At 56.7% G+C, this 17,163-nt stretch carries 15 protein-coding genes; 3 read left to right on the forward strand and 12 right to left on the reverse strand.

Annotated elements, in window-relative coordinates; all coding sequences use genetic code 11:
• Nucleotides 1-20: 20 nt before the first annotated feature.
• From ACR0MI_RS07180 to ACR0MI_RS07205, 6 genes are all read right to left on the reverse strand, one after another.
• Nucleotides 21-1,196 carry an aromatic ring-hydroxylating oxygenase subunit alpha gene (locus tag ACR0MI_RS07180; RefSeq protein WP_480440645.1) on the reverse strand — a complete coding sequence of 392 codons (1,176 nt, stop codon included), beginning with the start codon at nucleotides 1,194-1,196 and terminating at the stop codon, nucleotides 21-23.
• A 32-nt stretch (nucleotides 1,197-1,228) separates the two neighbouring features.
• Nucleotides 1,229-3,295, reverse strand: a complete 2,067-nt coding sequence (locus ACR0MI_RS07185; RefSeq protein WP_170816761.1) for an oxidoreductase — start codon at nucleotides 3,293-3,295, stop codon at nucleotides 1,229-1,231.
• A 90-nt stretch (nucleotides 3,296-3,385) separates the two neighbouring features.
• Nucleotides 3,386-4,441 (reverse strand): extracellular solute-binding protein, encoded by a 1,056-nt coding sequence (locus tag ACR0MI_RS07190; protein ID WP_170816760.1) that lies wholly within the window; start codon nucleotides 4,439-4,441, stop codon nucleotides 3,386-3,388.
• The gene (locus ACR0MI_RS07195) at nucleotides 4,438-5,553 is read right to left on the reverse strand and encodes an ABC transporter ATP-binding protein (RefSeq protein WP_170806013.1); all 1,116 of its coding nucleotides are present in this window, start codon (nucleotides 5,551-5,553) and stop codon (nucleotides 4,438-4,440) included. The genes ACR0MI_RS07190 and ACR0MI_RS07195 overlap by 4 nt, the downstream gene beginning before the upstream one ends.
• 19 nt (nucleotides 5,554-5,572) lie before the next feature.
• Entirely contained in the window at nucleotides 5,573-6,367 is a 795-nt protein-coding gene (locus ACR0MI_RS07200; RefSeq protein ID WP_170613663.1) for an ABC transporter permease, read from the reverse strand.
• Nucleotides 6,364-7,227: an ABC transporter permease gene (locus tag ACR0MI_RS07205; protein WP_170613665.1), complete on the reverse strand. Its 864-nt coding sequence runs from the start codon at nucleotides 7,225-7,227 to the stop codon at nucleotides 6,364-6,366. The genes ACR0MI_RS07200 and ACR0MI_RS07205 overlap by 4 nt, the downstream gene beginning before the upstream one ends.
• Nucleotides 7,228-7,417: 190 nt before the next feature.
• Here ACR0MI_RS07205 and ACR0MI_RS07210 point away from each other — a divergent pair, with 190 nt between their 5' ends.
• Nucleotides 7,418-8,059 (forward strand): TetR family transcriptional regulator C-terminal domain-containing protein, encoded by a 642-nt coding sequence (locus ACR0MI_RS07210; protein WP_170613667.1) that lies wholly within the window; start codon nucleotides 7,418-7,420, stop codon nucleotides 8,057-8,059.
• Between the two features lie 280 nt (nucleotides 8,060-8,339).
• Here ACR0MI_RS07210 and ACR0MI_RS07215 read toward each other — a convergent pair whose 3' ends face one another.
• On the reverse strand, nucleotides 8,340-8,813 hold the full coding sequence (locus ACR0MI_RS07215) for a cupin domain-containing protein (RefSeq protein ID WP_170613669.1): 474 nt from the start codon (nucleotides 8,811-8,813) through the stop codon (nucleotides 8,340-8,342).
• Nucleotides 8,814-8,899: 86 nt separating this feature from the next.
• Here ACR0MI_RS07215 and ACR0MI_RS07220 point away from each other — a divergent pair, with 86 nt between their 5' ends.
• Nucleotides 8,900-9,478, forward strand: a complete 579-nt coding sequence (locus ACR0MI_RS07220; protein ID WP_170613671.1) for a TetR/AcrR family transcriptional regulator — start codon at nucleotides 8,900-8,902, stop codon at nucleotides 9,476-9,478.
• A 119-nt stretch (nucleotides 9,479-9,597) separates the two neighbouring features.
• Here the strand turns inward: ACR0MI_RS07220 and ACR0MI_RS07225 are convergent, their stop codons facing one another.
• The 5 genes from ACR0MI_RS07225 to ACR0MI_RS07245 are packed head-to-tail and all read right to left on the reverse strand — an operon-like array spanning nucleotide 9,598 to nucleotide 15,922.
• Nucleotides 9,598-10,680, reverse strand: a complete 1,083-nt coding sequence (locus ACR0MI_RS07225) for a sn-glycerol-3-phosphate ABC transporter ATP-binding protein UgpC (protein ID WP_170613673.1) — start codon at nucleotides 10,678-10,680, stop codon at nucleotides 9,598-9,600.
• A 3-nt stretch (nucleotides 10,681-10,683) separates the two neighbouring features.
• On the reverse strand, nucleotides 10,684-12,339 hold the full coding sequence (locus ACR0MI_RS07230; RefSeq protein WP_170613676.1) for an alpha-amylase family glycosyl hydrolase: 1,656 nt from the start codon (nucleotides 12,337-12,339) through the stop codon (nucleotides 10,684-10,686).
• A 9-nt stretch (nucleotides 12,340-12,348) separates the two neighbouring features.
• Nucleotides 12,349-13,497 carry a carbohydrate ABC transporter permease gene (locus ACR0MI_RS07235; protein WP_170613678.1) on the reverse strand — a complete coding sequence of 383 codons (1,149 nt, stop codon included), beginning with the start codon at nucleotides 13,495-13,497 and terminating at the stop codon, nucleotides 12,349-12,351.
• 3 nt (nucleotides 13,498-13,500) lie between these two features.
• Nucleotides 13,501-14,508, reverse strand: a complete 1,008-nt coding sequence (locus tag ACR0MI_RS07240) for a carbohydrate ABC transporter permease (RefSeq protein ID WP_170613680.1) — start codon at nucleotides 14,506-14,508, stop codon at nucleotides 13,501-13,503.
• A gap of 55 nt (nucleotides 14,509-14,563) precedes the next feature.
• Entirely contained in the window at nucleotides 14,564-15,922 is a 1,359-nt protein-coding gene (locus ACR0MI_RS07245) for an ABC transporter substrate-binding protein (RefSeq protein WP_170816759.1), read from the reverse strand.
• 209 nt (nucleotides 15,923-16,131) lie between these two features.
• Between ACR0MI_RS07245 and ACR0MI_RS07250 the strand changes: the two genes are divergently transcribed.
• Complete coding sequence (locus tag ACR0MI_RS07250) at nucleotides 16,132-17,163, forward strand: substrate-binding domain-containing protein (RefSeq protein ID WP_170613684.1); 1,032 nt, start codon at nucleotides 16,132-16,134, stop codon at nucleotides 17,161-17,163.

Consider the following 17,163-nt stretch of genomic DNA (forward strand, 5'->3'; position numbering starts at 1 on the left):
TTCTCCGAATTTTGCGCGTCTCAGATCATGCTGAAGTAGTTGCGATAGAAGCCGGGAATGCTCCATTCCATCTCGGACAGCGGCCCCGGGATGAAATGGTGTGAATTCACACCTTCCTGATTGTGGCGGATGATCCGTTCGTCATCGAGCGACGTGACATGCCAAAGCCATGTCAGTGCATCCTTGTCATAGTCGCGACCTTCTTCAGCGTCGCCGCGCACGTACCAGACGATCTGAATGTCCGTTTCCTGAAGAGCGCGTGGGACGAACCGATAACCAACTACGTGATCTGCGTAGACGAGGAAGTAGTTGAGCATCCCAACCCCCAGATCGGTGGCGCCGCCATCGTGAGTTTTCAGATCACCCAAGGGTGGCGCCAGAGGTGCGCCATCCTTGCTGCCCGTCATGTAGCCGGGGAACAGCGGGTAGCGCCGCCAATAGACATCTGCGCCGGGCGCAACTGCATTTTCCCCGGTGAGGTCCAGTTGTTCAGCGGGAATTCCGGCTTCTTCCATCCGCTCGTGAAGTGCCCCGCTGAATTCCAGAACTTGCGCCGGGTCTTTCAGGGAATGGCTGCGGGAATAATCCTGGTGGGATGGTGCGCAGTGATAGCATTCCAGATAGTTCTCCAAGGCCAGCTTCCAATTTGCCGGAACCGGATATGAGGCTTCATGCGCGACCTTCAGGTTCTCTAGGTCGAATGGCTTTGAAAGCGGGGCCAGCCTTTCCAGCGCTGCATCCAAAGGCGGGGCGTCTTCAGCGACACAGACAAAAATCAGGCCCTGGAAAATCTTCACCTGAACCGGGAACAACCCGTACTGGCCGGGATCAAAGTCCGGGCCCATTGATCGCCCGTTTCGCAGCTTGCCGTTCAGGTCGAAGGTCCACGCGTGATAGGGGCAAATGAAACTGCGCGCCTTGCCTTTCTGTTCAATGCAAACCCGCGATCCCCGGTGACGGCAGACATTCAGATGCGCGCGCACCTCGCCCTCGCGATCCCGAACGATGATCACGGACTCGGGGCCGTAATCGAACAGGAAATAGTCACCCGGTTCAGCGATCTGGCTGACATGCCCGACCCAGATCCAGTTGCGGTTCCAGAACGTACTGATGTCGTTGTCATAAACCGCCTGAGAGGTATAGAAATGGCGCGGCAAGGCGAACCCTTCCCGCTGCGCCTCCATCAGTTCGCGCATTACTTGCAAGTCATCTTTTGGCATGGCGCACCTCATTCAGCTTCAAGGGAAACTATTTCCCGGCGGAAATACTCGCGGTCGATGTCGCCCGCGTCGCGTTCGAAATTCCTGGCAGCCATGTGACCCGAGAATACAGCGTCCGCGATCAAACCGGGGTTTGCCGCGTCGCCGATCAGTTCCAGCTTTGTCATCGGGCTGTCGGTCAAACCACGAAGTTCATCATAGAGGCCGGTTTCTCGCGTTCGCTGCGTGATCAAAACCACAGAACTGCATTCGATGGATTGTTCTCGGCCGGTATAGGCGCATTGTACTTTTGCCTGACCGGGCGCGATGCTGGCCAAGGTCTTGGACAGAACCAATCGAACGCCCTTTTCCAACAGACTGCGCTGAACTTTGATCTGTTCCAACGTCAATTCGGTAAATGGCGAAACCATCGAGGCCGGGGTCACAAAGACAACCTCACGCCCGGCCTGAGCCAGATGATCCGCCAGCACGCCACCAAGATAGGCCTGATCATCGTCATAGATCAGAACAGGACCGCCCTGCGGCACCTGCCCTGACATGATGTCGTCCGGAGTGAAAACCCGGGTGCCAGCCTCTATTGCTATGCCGCGAAATGCGGATTTCCCGCGACCATCCCGCCGCCAAGTTGAACCGGTTGCCAGAAAGACGTTGGGAATGCCTAGCTCAACAACCTCATTCGCCGACAAGCGGCTGTCGGTGAACAGTTGAACGTTCCCGCGTTGTTGCAGGTCGTAGATCCTGTGATCTGCCACGCGTTTCCAGGCAGACAGGCCGGTCAGGCCGGACTCCTGCAATACGCGGCCGCCAAGCTCTCGCTTTGCTTCGGCCAGAGTTACGTCGTAGCCACGCCGCGCCAGTTGCATAGCGCATTCCAGCCCAGCTGGCCCGCTGCCAACAACAAGCGCGGCTTCCTCTTTTCCCCGGCGCTCTATGATTTCAGGATGCCAACCACGCCGCCACTCTTCGCCCATAGTCGGGTTCTGAGTACACCGGATAGGCACTCCCAAGGAATCCGCTGAAACGCAGATATTGCATCCAATGCACTCGCGGATTTCTTCGATGCGACCTTCCTTGATTTTGTTGGGCAGAAAAGGATCGGCAATGGACGGTCGTGCCGCGCCGATGAAATCAAGGATACCTTTCCTGACCAGCGACACCATCAGGTCCGGAGACGTAAAGCGCCCGACACCAACAACCGGCTTGGACGTGACCTGTTTGACGAACTCGATATACGAGGTTTGAAAACCGTCGCGGGGTTCAAAACGGGTTGTCGCAGAATCATTGCTCCAATTCGCGACGTTGACGTCCCAGAGATCCGGCAGCTCTGCCAGCAGTTCAACAACGGCACGGCCTTCTTCCTGCGCCTGCATCCCGTCGGGTCCCAGCATTTCGTCGACCGCGAACCGAAGGGCGATGGCACAATCATCGCCGACCTCTTCTTTGGTTTCTTCCAGAAGCTCCCGGGTCAGGCGCACCCGGTTTTCCAACGAACCGCCATATTCATCGGTCCGGTCGTTGAACTGCGGCAACAGAAAGTGATGCGGCAGGGTCATGTGATGACCGGCATAGATATAAACAATATCGAAACCCGCCTCACGCGAGCGTCGCGCCGCCGCACGGTGCCACTTGCGAAACTCGCGAATGTCAGACTTGTCCATCGCGCGGGCCTGCTTGGGATACGCGGTTTGCAGGGCGAGCTCTGATGGGGCCAGCAAGGGCGCGCGGCTCAGGTGGTTTTGCGCATGGTGGCCGTTGTGCGCCAGTTCGATGGCCGCCAGCGAGCCCTTCTCGTGCACCGCCTCGGTCGTCAGGCGCAGGGCGGGAATATCCCGCTCATCCCAGAGCCGGTTTTCGGCGAAAGGCGACAGGTCGGACGTCGGATGGATTTCCGTCTCTTGATTGGACACGACAGCCCAACCACCCTCGGCCTTCATCGCCCGCATGGCAGCCTCGGCCTGAGGTCTGAGATGCCCCATGCCGTTGCAGTGGGGCACCTGATAGAACCGGTTTCGGGCCGTTACTGGCCCGATCCGAACCGGTTCGAAAAGAACAGAATATCCGTCAGCGCCTGACATTGCCGCGCTTCCTCCAGAAAATTGGAAATGTTGCCTTGGGAATGGAGGGACCTTTGTCCCGCCATTCCCGGTTGTGTTTTTAAGGTCTGCTTAGAAGCCTGCTTTGATGCGCTCGAACTCTTTCAGCATCTTGGCTTCCAGCTCGGGGTTGACCGCGTCGAAGAACAGGCTGCCCTCAAAGAAGCTGTCCACGTCCGAGAAGCCGTAGGTTTCGATCAGCTCCGGGTCTGCTTGTGCGAAAGCGTCCTCGTTTGCATGGGCATACCCCCAGCTTTCGATGATGTACTTGCCGCTGGCGGCAGAGCTGAGCGCGTTCAGCATGTCATAGACCTGCTCATCCGACTGCTTGGCGGATTTCAGATGCACATAGCCGCAGACCCAGGTGGCGATGCCCTTGTCCACATCACGCATCATGACGGCCGGGGTTTCGTTCCAGATCAGGTTCAGTTCCGACTGGTTCCAGCCCCAACCCAGTGTCACCTCGCCACTGGCAATCGCCTGGTCCAATTGTCCCGCATCGGACCAGTAGAAGCGCACATTGGGATGAATCGCACGCAGGTAATCCGCCGCCTTCTGGAATTCCTCGTCGCTCATATCGGTATAGCTTGAGGCACCGGTCGCCAATGCGGCCATGGCAAATGCGCTGGAGGCGGCATCCGGAATGGCAACCTTGCCCTGATAGGCAGGATCCGCGAGCAGTTGCAGCGACACATCATCCGCCGAAATCATGTCGGTGCGATAGATCAGGCCGGTGTTGCCCCATTCGAACGGCACCATATAGGTCTGCCCGTCGATCGTGATGCCATCGACTTCCTTGATCTTGGGCATCAGCTTGTCCCAGTTTTCAATCTTACTGGTGTCGATCGGCTTTAGCATATCCGCCGCGACCCATTTCCTCAGCGCATCCGTGCAGGGATGGGCCAGATCAGCTTCAAACCCGGACTGAAGCTTGGTGAACGCTTCTTCCACGCTGCCGAAATAGGTATAGCTGGGCGCGCCGCCGTACTTTTCGACATAGTCGCCGTAGAACCCCTGATCCTCGTATCCGGACCAGTCGAAGACGGTCAGGTCCGCCGCGTTGGCCAGCGCTTGGCTGGCGGTAAAGGTGGCAACCACTGCTGCGGCGATTGATGCTGCTTTATTCATTTCTCTCCTCCCAAAGATTCACGTTTGCCCAAGTCGATCACTGAGGCGCTTTGAACGCCAAGCCAGACAGTATCGCCCCGGTTGTGATCGACTGTGTGAAAGTAGTTTGGCACTGCAACGGCGATGCTATCGGCCAGACCATCAACACGGACGTAGTAGTGGACGCTTTCACCGTAGAAGGCGACGTCCGTCACCTCGCCCAGGGCGCAGGCGTCATATCCATCCGGTTTCCCGGCTGCGATTTCCAGTTGTTCTGGCCGAATCCCGACCAGCAGGTCTTTGTCATGCACCTGAACGTTGGGGTTCACCCCAATCGTCAATTTTCCGAACCCCTGGACATTGACCTCAAGCGTTTCAGCGTTCTCGGCCGTAACCTCGGCGTTCAGAAAGTTCATACCGCCGATGAAAGCGGCCACTTCCCGGTTGCATGGCTGCGAGTACAGCACCTCGGGCCTGTCGACCTGCTTGAGCTGACCGGCGAACATCACACCGATGCGGTCGGACATGGTCATGGCTTCGTATTGATCATGCGTCACCATCACGAAGGTAATGCCAAGCTTCTGCTGCAGGCGGCGCATTTCCAACTGCATCGCTTCGCGCAGGTTTTTGTCCAGCGCGGACAGTGGTTCATCCAGCAACAGTACCTTTGGCCGCATGACCAGCGCCCGTGCAAGCGCCACACGTTGACGCTGACCGCCCGACAACTCATTGGCCTTGCGGTCCTGCAAGCCGCCAAGTTCCACCATCTCAAGCGCTTCGGCAACGCGTTCCTTGATTTCCTTCCGCGACAGCTTTGTCTTGCGCAAACCGAACCCGACATTGTCGCCCACATTCAGATGCGGAAAGATCGCATAGCTTTGGAACACCATATTTGTCGGGCGTTTGTTTGCGGGCACCTCGCCCATGGTGCGTCCATCGATCCGGACTTCACCTTCTTCGTGATCCTGAAATCCCGCGATAATGCGTAAAGCCGTCGTCTTTCCGCAACCCGATGGCCCCAGCAGCGAAAAGAACTCACCCTCTTTCAAAGTCAGGTTCAGATCGGACACCGCCACAAAGGACCCAAAGCGTTTTTCGACGCCCTTAATCTCGATGATGTTCTGTTCGCTCATCTTGTTTGTTCCTTTGGCTTCAATCCGAAGATTGCGTGGATCGGCGGCGGAAGTATTCGGCAATCAGCAGCAGCAGGACCGACGAGAGCAAAAGCAGCGATCCCAGGGCCAGCGTGTTGGGCAGCTTTGCGGGGAACCGGATCTGGCTCCAGATATAGACCGGCAGTGTCGGGCTGTTGCCGGACAGGAAGAAGGCCAGCACGAATTCGTCAAAGGACACGGTGAACGTAACCAGCAAGCTGGCGATGATGCCCGGAGCAACAATTGGCAGAGTGACGCGCCGAAACGTCCCTACAACGCTTTCGCCAAGGTCGAAGGCGGCCTCCTCCAAAGACTGGTCGAAATCGTCGAAGGCGGATTTCATGATCGACACTGCGAAGGGCAGAGCCACGAAAACATGGCCAAGAATTACGGTCGTCAGCGATGGTTTCAGCCCGATGCTGATGAACAGAACCAGCATCGAACTGGCAACGATGATGCCGGGGATGACCAAAGGAAGCATGACCAATCCCTCGGACAACTCCCGCCCCGTGAAGCGATACCGGACATAAGCGCGCGCGGCGAACAGGCCCAGCGACGTTGCCAGCAGGGCGGTCACGCTGCCCACGATCAGCGAGTTCACCATCGCCTGCAACAGCGTGTCCTGCTGACCCAACTGCGCGTACCACTTCAACGTGAAGCCCTTTAGCGGGAAGGCCACGATGGTTCCGTCATTGAACGAAAACAGCGGCAAAAGCAGAACCGGCAGGTAGAGAAATACCAGGTAGGCGATGGCATAGACAAGCAACCACGGGATACGAAATGCCTTGGTCATCGAATCCTCCGCCCCAAGGCGGTGACGACCACCACGAACAGGATCGCGACGCAGCCGACCGAAAGCATGGCCAGCAGAGACAGGGTTGCGCCCAATGGCCAGTTATTGGCGGCGCCAAACTGTACCTGGATCAGGTTCGCCACCATTTTGCCCTGCGATCCACCGACCAGAGCCGGGGTGACATAGTCGCCCACAGTCGGGATGAAAATGATCAGGCAAGCCGCGATGATCCCCGGCACCGTCAGGGGCAGTGTCACGCGAACAAACCTTTCAAGTTTGCTGCAACCCAGGTCGGTCGCGGCCTCCAACAGGCTGCGGTCGATCTTTTGGAGCGACACATAAATCGGCAGGATCGCAAACGGCGCCCAGGCATGCGCAAGCGTGAGCACAACGGCAAACTCGTTGTAGAGCAGGAATGTCAGCGGTTCCTCTATCAACCCCAGCGAAATCAAGGCCGAGTTCATCACGCCGTTAAAACCAAGGACCAGTTTCCAGCTGAACACCCGCAGCAGGTAACTGCTCCAAAAGGGGATGGTGATCAGCAATAGCCACAGGGTCTTCTTCTGCGTCCGAAACGCGATGAAATAGGCGATGGGATAGGCCAAACACACCGTCGCCAGCGTCACCGCCCCCGCTATTGCAACCGACCGGATCATCAGGTGCCGCACCAAGGGGTCGGTAAACGCCTCTTGGTAGTTCGCCCAAGTCAGGGTGCGGTCAATCTCGACATAGGTCTGGGCCCAAAAGCTGTAGGCCACCAGAATGCAAAGAGGCACAGCGACAAGCAGGCCGACATAGAGCGTCGCAGGCGCGCTCAGTGCCAGGCCCTTGCCCGTTTCGCTTCTTATGACTCCAGACATGCTTCCCTGCTGAGTTTTGCTTGCGGTGGTGCGACGACATACATCACAAAATGGACAATCGTCCATTTAAATCTGGAATTTTCAGGCCAGCTGTGTCAACAGATAATTTCACAACTAGGGCTGGCCAAATTCACAATGGCCGCTAAAAGGCACCGCAATAGGCTGAAAACAAACAGAACCGCCTGACCAAATGACCGGAAGACGACAAGAAATACGCGAACGAAATCGCCTGTCCCTGATCGAAGCGGTGCTCGACTCGGTCGCAGAGAAGGGTATTTCAGAGACATCCGTAAGCGAAATCATCCAGCGCGCCGAGCTGTCCCGCGGCATGATTCACCTTCATTTCGGCGGCAAGGACAACCTGGTTAACGAAGCCGCCCGTTATTCGTCCGAGCAATACTACAATGGCATTTATGCCTTGCTGGAAACGACCGGGCAAACTGGCCAGGAGCATATCGAGATGATTGTTCGGGGTGATTTGGGTGAAACCATCCTCAACAAAAAAAGCGTTTCAATTTGGTACGCGTTTCGCGGTGAAGCCAGAAACCGAGCGGCAATAGCCGCCTTCTCCGACACGCGCGACGCGAAGCTACGGAACCTTGTTTTCAACGCGTTCGCCCGGATTGCAAAGGAAGCTGAAATCGAACACCCCAATCAGGTTGCACGTGACGCAACTCATGGCACGCTTGCTATGCTGGAAGGGATGTGGACCGATTACCTGCTGCACCCGGATTCTTTTGACCGAACCGAGGCAATAAGGATCATCTTCCGCTTCTTGAGCTCAATGTTTCCAAACCACTTCGACCTTGGCGGCGCATTGTCGCCAAAATGACTGTTGCGACCAAATGTGTCAGCTTGCAGTCGATAGGAATAGTCCCCGACTGGCAAGTCAGAGCGTGAACCGGGTGCAGAAGGTCAATCTAAGCAAAATTGGATTCAATTTTGGCTCATCTAACGACGACCTTTCCCCTTGAGAAATGACCCTCCGCAAGGCAATGCGTAGCAGAAGCTCACGCATGGCGAGGCGAGCGAGCATCTAGAGACCAATGCATGCGCGAGTTTGGACCCGGAAGCATCTGATAAGCTCCTTCCAGGTCCAAACTGAAATTCTGTTAGCTGGGGACTTCGGTGGGCACCAGAATCGTCATTCCAACCCTGTCGGCTACGGCCATGATTGCGGGAATATCCGGTGGTCCATCCGGGGCAGGAATGTCTGTTGTTCCGTCGGGCATGGCTTCACCAGCTTCAGTGAAGAACGTGTCATGCATAGCGCCAGGCGCATTAATGCAGAGCAATCGACCGGGCCTCGCTCCGGTACATGTAAAGGCGTGAACGGCCCCGTCCGGCACTTTTACAAAATCACCACTTACTACACTGTGGGTTTCGCCGTTCACAAGAAACTCGAATTCCCCATCAAGCACATAAAAGCTTTCATCTTCACCAGCATGATGGTTGGGCGGTGCGCCGGCCCCCGGCGCCGTTTTGATCTCGACAATTGTACATCGATTTCCTGTTTCGCTGGGAAAAGCATGGAATGTCAGAAGATTTCCAAGAAGATGATAAACCCGAGGGCGAGGTTCAGTCATTGCAGCTACTCCCTTTACTCGAAAGTTAATACCATTATGATACATAAATCCACTTATGAGACAAGTGTATTATAAAAGGAGTTAACTTGGCGCGCCGAACAAACCAAATTAAACGAACTCGTGATGCGCTTCTTTCGGCCGCCCGTGAACTGATGTCGGAGGGACAGGAAGTGACGCTGGCAAAAGTGGCTGAACATGCCAAAATCAGTCGTGCGACGGTCTACCGATACTTTTCCGATCCGGGCGTATTGGCTTTGGATGCGACTCTGGACATTGAAGTCAAACCAACGTCTGAGCTGCTTCAGGGGGTTCATGATGTCCGGGTTCGAGTACACGCAGTCGCGCGTTACTATCTGGATTTCTCACGCGAACATGAAGCTTATTTCCGGCAGTTTCTTGCAGAGTCTCTGAAAGCATCGCTTGAGCAGGGTACGACCAAAATGCGGGGCGCGAGACGGGTTGCTGCTTTTGCTGAGGCACTTGAACCAGCGCAAAAATCTATGAAACCCAAGGAAATTAAAGACTTGGCGATGCGGTTGTCCATGACGACTGGCATGGAGCAATTTATAATCATTGAAGACATTCTGCGTGTTGACCAGGCGACAGGCTACCGCCTTCAAGAAGGGCTGGTAGATGCTCTGCTTGAACGATATTTGCCAGACTAGAAAATTCTCGACTTTTCTCTGTGCTTTGATGATGGATGCATTGGCCAAGCCAAGTGGGCAACGTCAGGCCCAGATGAATTGCGCTCCCATTCTCACAACATTGATTGGGTGGCCGATCATTATTTCCGCAAAGATAAGCCATTGTGAAATAGATGCACCTTGCCCGGATCAGCGTTCAGTTTGACATTTTGTCCACGCAGACTTCGTTCGACACCCGGAAACTTGGCGACGATGCCTTCGGCCCCTGCCCTGCTGGCCAAATACAGCAGGGTGACTTCTCCCAAGGCTTCGATGAAACCGACATTGCCGTCCAGAAACCCAGAGGCATCGTCGGCGAAAAAGTCTTCGGGGCGTACGCCAACGTTTACCGGCAGACCCATTTGATCGGGATTGGTTGGAATGGATGAAACTGCCGTGCCGCCCGCATCAAGTTTGACCGATGTCTGTGCCCCGGTCCCGGATATTTTGCCGGGCATCAAGTTCATGGACGGCGAGCCGATAAACTGCGCCACGAATTCGTTGTCCGGTGTTTCGTACAGTTCCAGCGGTGTGCCCACCTGCGCAATGCCCTTGTTGGCCAGAACCACGATCCGACTGGCCAGGGTCATCGCTTCGACCTGATCATGGGTCACGTAGATCATGGTGCTGTCGGGCATTGCCTCTTTCAGCCGCGCGATCTCGATACGGGTTGCAACGCGCAACGCAGCGTCAAGATTTGAGAGCGGCTCGTCGAACAGATAGACCTTGGGGTCCCGTACAATGGCCCGCCCGATGGCGACACGCTGGCGTTGACCTCCCGACAGGGCCTTGGGCAGTCGATCCAGAAGCGGATCCAGCTGAAGGGTCTGTGCGGCGCGTTCGACGGCGGCATCGATCTCGGCGGCGGGCATCTTGGCGATCTTGAGCGCAAACGCCATGTTCTCGCGCACGGTCAAATGTGGATAGAGCGCGTAGGACTGAAACACCATCGCTATGCCTCGCTGGGCGGGCGGCACATCGTTCATGACCTGCCCTTCGATTTCCAGCGTTCCTCCAGTAATCTTTTCCAACCCGGCAATCATCCGCAACAAGGTAGATTTGCCGCACCCCGAAGGGCCGACGAAGACGATCAACTCGCCTTTCTCGATGTCCAGATCGATATGCTTCAGTACATCGACCGGACCATAGGACTTCGCCACATCTGTAAGCTTGAGTTCCGACATGGTTTACCCCTTGTCCTTAACCATCAGGCAGAATTGCGAAGGTTGCAGCGTCACGACGCGTTCGCCATCAACACCGCCCAGGTCTTGCCCGATGACCCGCCAGTTGCCTTCTGGCAGTTCGATCTGTCTTGCTTCTGTTCCAAGGTTGAACGCGCAATACACCGTTTCAGAAGCGTCTTCGCGGTAGAACGTCAGGGCCGGACCGACCTGGTTCATATCGGATTGCGTGCCCGAGGCGAGCGCAGGATGAGCATGGCGCAACGCAATTGCGCGGCGATAATGGTGGAGCATCGATTGGTCGTCCACCTCCAGCCGGTCCACGGCCCGTTCGGATTGCATGGTACTGACCGGTAGCCACGGCTCACCCGTACTAAAGCCCGACTGTTCGTCTTGCGCCGTCCAGACCATCGGCGTACGGCAGCCATCCCGGCCCTTGAATTCGGGCCAGAACTCGATGCCGTAAGGGTCTTGCAGTTTTTCAAACGGAACATCGGCCTCGTGCAGGCCCAGCTCCTCACCCTGATATAGACAGGCGGAACCGCGCAGGCACATCATCAAGACTGCGTGCTGTCGAATGGCCGCATCGTCCAGGCCCCAGCGCGAGGCGTGGCGTGGCACGTCGTGGTTCGAGAACGCCCAGCACGGCCACGCATCCCCGGCTTTGGCCTGTAGCTGATCAAAAACCTGTTTCGCATAATCAGCCGACAGTGCGCGTTTTTCGAGAAACTCAAAGGCGTAACACATGTGCATCCGCTTGTCGCCGGACGTGTACTCACCCATGATTTCCAACCCACGCTGCGCGTCGCCGACCTCGCCCAGGCAGGCGCGACCATCATATTCGTCTGTCAGCGCCCGCAAGCGTTCAAGGAAGGCAATGTTTTCAGGCCGACTTTTGGAATACAGGTGGTTTTGGTGGTTATAGGGGTTCACCGCTGGCGCGATCGACGCGTTGCGCTCTTCGATCGGAAGCGCCGGGTTGTCGCGCAACTGTTTGTCGTGGAAATAGAAATTGATCGTGTCCAGACGAAACCCGTCCACGCCCATCTCAAGCCAGAACCGGGCAACATCCAGCAAGGCGTCCTGAACGTGTGCATTGTGGAAGTTCAGGTCCGGCTGCGACGTGAGGAAATTGTGAAAATAGTATTGCAGGCGGCGCGGGTCCCACTGCCACGCTGATCCGCCAAAGATCGACAGCCAGTTGTTGGGCGGTGTGCCATCCGGCCTCGGATCGGCCCAAACATACCAGTCGGATTTCGGGTTTTCCCGGCTTGCACGGCTTTCGATGAACCACGGGTGCTGGTCTGATGTGTGTGAAAGCACCAGATCGATCATCACTTTCAGCCCCTTGGCATGGGCCTGATCGAGCAGTTCGCGAAAATCCTGCAATGACCCGAACATCGGATCAACGTCGCGGTAATCGCTGACGTCATAGCCGAAATCCTTCATCGGAGACTTGAAGAAGGGCGAAATCCAGATCGCGTCAACACCTAGCGAAGCGATGTAATCCAGACGCCGGGTGATACCTTTCAGGTCTCCGATGCCGTCGCCATTGCTGTCCTGAAAACTGCGCGGATAGATCTGATAGATCACTCCGCCGCGCCACCAGTCTGACGTGGCCTTTGTTGATTTGGAAAGTTCCACAGTGTTCTGCACGTTCATCAGACGCCTCTATTTAACGGACCCGGCCAGCAGGCCCCGGACCAGGTATTTTTGCATTGCGAAGAAAACGACCAATGGCACAAAGATCGACACAAAGGCTGCGGTCGCCAGAATTTCCCAGTTGCCGCCACGGGTGCCCAAAAGCTCTACAATGCGGTTGGTCATCACCGTGGTCTGGCCGGTTGCGTCGATCAGGAAGACCTTGGCCACCAGAAGATCGTTCCACGTCCACAAGAACTGGAAGATTGCGAAGGACGCGAGCGCCGGGAAGCTAAGCGGCAGGATCAGCTTGGTGAAGATCTGGAACTCGGTCGCCCCGTCGACCCGCGCATTCTCGATCAGATCACGTGGCAATCCAGCCATGTAGTTGCGCAGTAGGTAGATCGCCAGCGGCATGCCAAAGCCCGTATGCGCCAACCAAACGCCCAGATAACCTTTCCCAACCCCGATACTCAGGTGGAATTTCAACAGCGGAATCAACGCCAGTTGCAACGGAACCACCAACAGGCCAACCACAGCGGCGATCAGCAAGGCCCGGCCCGGAAACTCCATCCACGCCAGGGCATAAGCTGCAAAGGCTGCAACAAGGATTGGAATGATCGTCGCGGGAATTGTGACTGTCAGCGTGTTGAAGAACGCCTTTGCCATACTGTCCGTACTGCTTTGGTCCAACAGAACTTTTTTGTAGTTGTCCAATGTAAACTCAGGCGGCAATTCAGCCGTCACAAATACACGCGCGCCGCGCTTGCCGCTGAATTCTTCGGTATTCTCCATCCGATAGTTGCCGTCTGCATCGACTGTGATTGTGCCGCCTCCGCGCAGCTCGGCGGTTTCACCGGGGGCGAAGGCGTCAATTTCGCGTGCGCTGATGCCCCAGCCTGAAATCCTGATTTGCTCTTCATCGCCAAACAGCTGCCCCTGGATTACGTAAAGCTCATTCTCCAACACCTGCGTTTCGGGTGCCGCGCTGCGCAGTGTCAGATTCTGCTCGGACGGAAAGAGAGACCGCCACCAACCGCTGCTGGAAATCTGGTCCGCCGTCCGGAAGGATGAGATCAGCAGACCAAGCGTCGGAATGATCCACAGGACCACCAGAAAGACGACCGAGGCATGAACGACCCAGCGCAGCGCCGGTCTGGTTCCCGCAATATCGTTCATGGCCTACTCCATCTCCTTGCGCGCATTGCGCACGTTCCAGATCAGGATCGGTGTGACCAGCAACATGATCACCATGGCCGAGGCCGAGCCCACCCCCCAGTCGTTGGCGCGAAACAGCTTGTCATACATGTAGTTGGCCAGAACCTGTGTCTCCCACTGGCCGTTGGTCATGGCAAAGACGATGTCGAAGACTTTCAGCACGGTAATGGTGATCGTCGTCCAGACGACCAGAATCGTGGTTTTGATCTGCGGCACCTTGATCTTGAAAAAAATCTGAAACGGGTTCGCGCCATCCAGGATGGCGGCCTCGACAGTTTCTTCGGGGATGCCGCGAAGGGCGGCCGACAGGATCACCATGGCAAACCCGGTCTGAATCCAAACCAGAACAATCATCAGGAAGAAACTGTTCCAGAACGGAACCGTCAGCCATGTCTGCGGTTCGGTGCCGCCAAAGAAGATATAAAGCGCGTTCAGGATGCCGATCTGGTCCTGTTCCGCCGGGCGCGCGTCATAGACGAGTTTCCAGATCACCGAAGCGCCGACGAATGAAATCGCCATTGGCATAAAGATCAGCGATTTGGCAAAATTACCCCATCGGATGCGGTCGGTCAGTTGTGCAACCAGCAGGCCGAAAGCGGTGGACATGGCCGGCACAACGATCAGCCAGAACATGTTGTTGCGCATGGCCTCCCAGAATTTCGGCTCTTTGGCCATCTGGGTGTAGTTATCAAGGCCTACCCATCTGTACCCACCGCCGGGCACGCGTTCAGTGAGCGACAGGCGCAGCGTCTCGACCACCGGGTATGCCAGGTACAAGCCCAGCGCAGCAAGTGCCGGGAACAGGAACAACCAGGGCCGGATCATGTTCGCCCGGTTGATGTTGCGCCCTGCGTTGGGCCCGCGCGGCGGGAACAGGACTTTGTCCAGAAACTGGTTGGAGAGGTAGAAGTAGCCCACGCAACCCGACACACCGATGGCGATGGTCAGCAGGCCCTGAAGTGCCGGTGTCATGATGCCCTCGTTGGTTTGGAAATTGGGGCGGCGTCAGGGCCGCCCCAGCCGTCACTTACTTCGCAGCATCCCACGAAGACTGGATTTCTCCGGCAATTGTGGCTGCGTCCTTCGCACCCGAGGAATAGTCGACCATACCGGTCCAGAACGTACCCGCGCCGACCGCGCCCGGCATCAGGTCCGACCCGTCAAAGCGGAACGTGGTTGCGTTGGTCAGGATTTCACCCTGTCCCCGCTGGGTATCATTGGCGTAATTCTCGGGATTTGCCCCCAGATGCGGCGTCAGGAATCCGTCCTGAGACATCATGATCTCATGCGCGAAGGGCGTTTTGAGGAACTCCATGAACACCTCGGCCGCCGGGTTCGGGTTCGTGATCGTGAACAACGTGCCCGCACCCAGAACCGGAGTTCCCAGATCTTTCTCGGCATAGGCCGGGAAGTAGAAGAAATCGGCATCTACACCCAATTTGGTCCCTTCCGGGAAATAGGCGGGAATGAACGACGCCTGACGGTGCATCATGCAGGCAGGCGGGCTGTCGAACAGACCCTTGGGGCTGTCGCGGAAGTCAATCGCGGCGGTGTCGTCGGCGTTGCCCACGACATAGTCGTCGTTGCGGGTAAAGCTGCCGTATTCCTCAATCGCCGCGATCACGCGCGGATCATCGAACTTCATCTCATTCGAGACCCACTGGTCGTAGACTTCGGGCGGCTGTGTACGCAACATCAGGTCCTCGACCCAGTCGGTCGCGGGCCACCCGGTCGCACCGCCGGATGCAAGCCCCACGCAAAGCGGCGTCTCGCCATCCTCGACCATCTGATCCATCAGCGCCTTGAACTCTTCCATGGTCTGCGGGACGTCGTACCCGAAGTCTTCGAAGTTTTCCGGGATGTACCAGACCAGCGACTTCACGTTGACGTTGAAGAAAAAGCCGTAGAAATCTTTGGCGCCATCGGCGTTTTCAAAGGTTCCCAAATCGACCCAGGACTGGCCGGCAGCGAAATTGTCCTTGATCCAGTCCGCCGACCCTTCGGCAAGCGGCGTCAGGTATCCGTTCTTGGCCATGTTCGCGGCGAGACCCGGCTGCGGGAAAACCGTCAAGTTCGGAGCGGAGCCAGCGGCCGCATCAATCAGGATCTGCTGCTCCAGCGAGTCCGATCCGACATAGCTGGAATTCGCTCCGGTGGCCTCATCAAAATAGGCGACCAGATTTTCGAATGACTTCCCTTCGCCCGCAAGCCACGGCCCGAAAATGGTAAGGTCCTGACCGGCCAGGTCATGGGCGTCCGCAAAGGCCTGAAAGCCGTCCCAGTCAAAGCCGCCCTCGCCCACGGCGTGGATCATCTCGCCCTGCGCCTGGACGCCTCCGGACAGCAAAGCAAATGTGGCCACACCTGCATAAAGCGCGTTTCTCATGAATTTTCCTCCCAACAGTTCCTTGCGCCACAGAGACTCAGCATCCAAAGCGCTTTGGATATGCAGTTTATCCGCTAACATTTCCCGCCTGTCAATATTCGCGTTGCAAAACGCTAATAATCAAAAGGCTGATTGAAACGGGTTGACGGAACGAGCATTTGACCACACAACAGGTAACAGCCAAAACTTGAAGGCGCTTTGAAACAATCATGAACCTGAAGCAGCTCTCGGAAATTCTTGCCCTTTCGCAAACGACGGTCAGCCGCGCTCTGAACGGCTACCCCGAAGTGAGCGAGGAAACCCGGATGCGCGTTCAGGCTGCTGCTGCCAAACATGGCTATCGCCCGAACATCCGCGCCAAGGGGCTGGCGACCGGCAAATCCATGGTGATCGGGCATGTCATCCCCAGTTCGTCCCAGCACGAGATGGTGAACCCAATCTTCGGTGACTTTGTTGCTGGTGCCGCTCGGACATACGCGGCGCATGGCTATGACATGATGTTCACCACCGCCGATGATACGTCGATCGAAGGGGCCTATCGCAGTTTGTTTCAGCGCGGTGCCGTGGATGGCGTCGTTTTGCAGGGCCCCAAAGTCAACGAACACCGAATTGATCTGCTGTCGCGGATGGCGGTACCGTTCATCGTGCATGGGCGTTCGACGGGGGCGGATGTGCAATATGACTGGATTGACGTAAACAACAAAAGCTCGTTCCTGCGCGCCACACAGTTCCTGATCGATTTAGGGCATCGCCGGATCGCCCTGATCAACGGGCTTGAAGATATGGATTTCGCGCAACGACGCCGTACAGGGTACCAGCAGGCCCTGGAACAGGCAGGCTTGACCTCGGACCCGCAACTGATGCGAAGCGCCGAGATGACCGAAGTCTACGGCCACCGCGAAACCCACGACATGCTGCAATTGGATGAACCGCCGACTGCCATTCTGGCGTCCTCGATGATTTCAGCGATCGGAGTACGGCGGGCGCTGGACGAGGCGGGCCTCCGGATCGGTCGGGATGTCTCGGTCATCGCTCATGACGATGACCTTTCTTACCTAAAGAACGGGCAGGACGTCCCCATTTTCACAGCCACGCGCTCTTCAGTGCGACACGCAGGAGAACTGGCCGCCGAGATGCTTATCGAGCGGATCAAATCGCCTGAGGACCCGGTCAAAACCAGATTGCTTGAGGCGGAGCTGGTTGTCGGCAAGTCAACCGGCCCTGCACCCGACAGGTTCTGA

The organism is Ruegeria sp. D4 (assembly GCF_056534475.1).